Raw genomic sequence first — 3511 nt, 5'->3', positions numbered from 1 at the left:
TATGTTTCTTTGTTAGGGCCAAGTGGGTGTGGGAAAACTACTCTTTTAAGAATAATTAGTGGACTTGAAAATAAAAAGTCTGGAGAAATTTATATTGATGGTAAAGAAATATCAAAGATATCACCAGCAAAAAGATGGATAGGAATAGTTTTTCAAAATTATGTTTTATTTCCAAACCTAACTGTATACGAAAATATAGCTTATGGTTTAGTTAATCAAAAGATAGAAAAAGAAAAGATAGAAAGAAAAGTTAATGATATTTTAGATAAGATAGATTTAAAGCATATTAAACATAAGTATCCAAAACAATTAAGTGGTGGACAACAGCAAAGGGTAGCCTTAGCTAGAGCTGTAGTTTTATCACCTAAAATACTACTTTTAGATGAACCTCTTAGTGCATTAGATGCTAAAGTAAGAGAAACTTTAAGGAAAGAAATAAAATTTCTTCAAAGGGATTTAGGAATTACAACAATAATGGTTACTCACGATCAAGAAGAGGCATTAACTATATCTGATAAAATTGTAGTTATTAATGAAGGAGAAATAATGCAAATAGGAACTCCTGAAGAAGTATATAAAAAACCTGCTAATAACTTTATAGCAGATTTCATAGGTGAAATAAATATTATTGAAGAAAATAATAAAAAGAAAATTATTAGACCAGAAGATATACTTATTTCTGATAAAAAGCTAGATGATTATAAAAAATGTATAGTTAAAGATTTAGAATTTAGGGGGGCTTTTTATAGATTAATTATTAAAACAGAAGCAGATGAAGAAATTGCTGTAGATACACTAGCTTATTCAAAGGAAAAATTTAATATAGAAAAAGATAGAGAAATCTATTATAAGATAGGATAGGTTGGTGTTTATGATAGATATAGATAAATCAAGAGAAAGTAGAAGATTACTAATATATGCTATCACAATATTTTTTGCCGTAGTATTAGTATTTCCTATTATAACTTTATTTAAGGAAGCATTTTTTATTAATGGAGAATTTGTTGGGATTAACAACTTTAAAGCTTATTTTTCAACACCAGCATTATTTAAATCTTTTAGCAATAGTGTATTTGTTTCAAGTATTACATCTATAATAGTAGTATTTTTAAGTTTTGTTTTTGCTTATGCTGTTGAGAGATGTAATGTAAAGTTAAAAGCATTAATAAATTTTATAGCACTATTACCATTATTTATACCAACAATGACTCATGCTATAGCATTAATTTATTTATTTGGAGAAAATGGATTAATATCAACAGGCTTTTTTGGCAATATACCTTGGTTGGTTTTTAACTTTCCCTTATATGGAAAATGGGGAGTTATAATTGCTGAATGTATATATGTTTTTCCTGCAATATATATGATGTTTTCAGTTGCTTTTAGAGTATGTGATTATAGATTATATGAAGCAGCTGAAATTCTAGACACAAGTAAATCAAGAGTGTTCCTTACAATAACCATACCATCTGTAAAGTACACTATAATAAGTGCTTTTTTCTCAGCTTTTACAATGGTATTTTCTGATTTTGGTATTCCAAAGGTTCTTGGAGGGAATTATAGTCTATTAGCAACAGATATTTATAAACAAGTTATAGGACAATCTAATATAACTATGGGAGCAACTGTAGGGATATTATTAATTATTCCATCTATAATATCCTTTTTAGTTGATAGAAAAGTTGGTAAATCTGTAACAACTATAGATTCAAGTGCGAAGGATTATGTAATAAAAGAAAACTATATAAGAGATAGAGTTGTATCAATTTTCATCTATTTAGTATGCTCATTTATAGTTATTATATTTATGACTGTAATTATGGCTGCTTTTGTAGAGCAATGGCCATATAATCTTAATTTTACAACTAAATGGTTTAATGTTAATACAGTAGGAACAACACCAATAAAAATATTTGGTAATACAATTTTTGTTTCATTAATTTCTGCTATATTGGGTACTATAATAGCTATATTATCTGCTTATATAACTGAAAGGGGTATTGGATTTGAAAAATTAAGAAAGTTTATTGATTGGATTAGTATTACCCCACTAGCTATTCCAGGATTAGTAATAGGATTATCATATTTATTATTCTTTAATAAATCTATAAATCCTTTAAAATTTATTTATGGCACATTTATAATTGTGATTTTTGCTAACATCACTCATTTCTTTAGCGTTCCTTATATGACTATAAAGGGTGGTATGAAAAAAATAGATAAAGAATATGAAAATGTGTCAGAGACTATGGGAGTTCCATGGTACAAGGTTTTTGATAATGTTATATTGCCATTATCTAAAACAGCTATTATTGAAAGTTTTGAATATTATTTTTTAAACTCTATGATGACTATATCAGCATTAGTATTTTTGTTTACTACTAAGACAAAGGTAGCATCTGTTGAAATGGTTGCAACTTATGATGAAGGATTTATAGCATCTACAGCTGCAATAGCTGTAATGATTTTATTTACTAACTTAATAGTTAAATATGGAATAGAGTTATATAAGATTAAAAGTGAAAATTATAAGATAGATATAGAAATGAATATATATAGAACTATTCAAATGATAAATGATGAAGGAAAGTTTTCTGAAACAATGTTGAAAGAAAAAGTAGGAATTTCGTATTTAAAGGCTAGGTTACTTATAAAGGAATGTATAAAAAATGAATGGATATGTAAAAAGCAAGTAGGAAAATTAACTAATTATGAAGTTACAGAAAAAGGCTTTGAATTATTAAGACAAAATATCGAATTAATTAAAGAAGATAGATTATTAATATCTAGAGAATCTAATGAAAAAATAAAGACTGCTGTAATATTAGCAGCAGGGAGAAGAACAGACTTTGGTGTTTCTCCTGCAGGTTTAGAAATAGGGAATACAACATTAATAAAAGAAAGTATAAGAAAGCTTAGAAAAAATGGGATAGATAAAATAATTATAGTTCTTGGATATGGAAAAGATATAATAATGGATAGTCTTAAGAATGAAAAAGGTATTATCTATGTAATTAATGATAATTATGATGAAACTTCGAGTATGGAATCGTTAGCGTTAGCAAGTAAGCATATTAAAGAGGATTTTATATTAATTGAAGGTGATTTATTCTTTGAGAACAAAGCTTTAATTGAATTATTAGATAATAAAAAAAGAGAATGTATTTTATTAACTAAAAGAAGTTATTCAGGGGATGAAGAATTTGTTCAATTAAAGAATGATTATTTATTTAAGCTTGGAAAAGATATTCATCAATTTAATAGAGTAGATGGAGAGATAGTTGGAATACTTAAGGTATCCTATAATTTACTTGATTTAATGATGAAGGAGTATAAAGAAAATATGAACTCTCATTTAAATTATGAATATATCTTATTAGATGTTTCTAGAAATTTTAGGGTTTCATCTATAAAAATTGAAGACTTAATTTGGGGAGAAATTGATAATTTAGTTCAATATGAAAAAGTAAAAACAATATTTATGGAAGTATAACGGTTAATTATATTATTT

Annotated in this window: 2 protein-coding genes; both read left to right on the top strand. The window is 26.1% G+C overall.

Annotated elements, in window-relative coordinates; translation table 11 throughout:
- Positions 1-861 (top strand): ABC transporter ATP-binding protein (locus ACQRD5_RS16825; RefSeq protein ID WP_427747089.1); only part of this gene is annotated, 861 nt, incomplete at its 5' end.
- A gap of 10 nt (positions 862-871) precedes the next feature.
- Positions 872-3493, top strand: a complete 2622-nt coding sequence (locus ACQRD5_RS16820) for a putative 2-aminoethylphosphonate ABC transporter permease subunit (RefSeq protein ID WP_291631904.1) — start codon at positions 872-874, stop codon at positions 3491-3493.
- Positions 3494-3511 lie beyond the last annotated feature (18 nt).

The organism is Clostridium sp. SGI.024 (genome assembly GCF_050315195.1).
Classification (GTDB): domain Bacteria; phylum Bacillota; class Clostridia; order Clostridiales; family Clostridiaceae; genus Clostridium.
The sequence above is the reverse complement of the archived record's forward strand: the minus strand, read 5'-3'. Positions and strand labels throughout refer to the sequence as shown.

Coding starts and splice junctions, on each gene's coding strand:
- ACQRD5_RS16820 (WP_291631904.1), top strand. CDS start 872: ATGATAGATATAGATAAATCAAGAGAAAGTAGAAGATTACTAATATAT.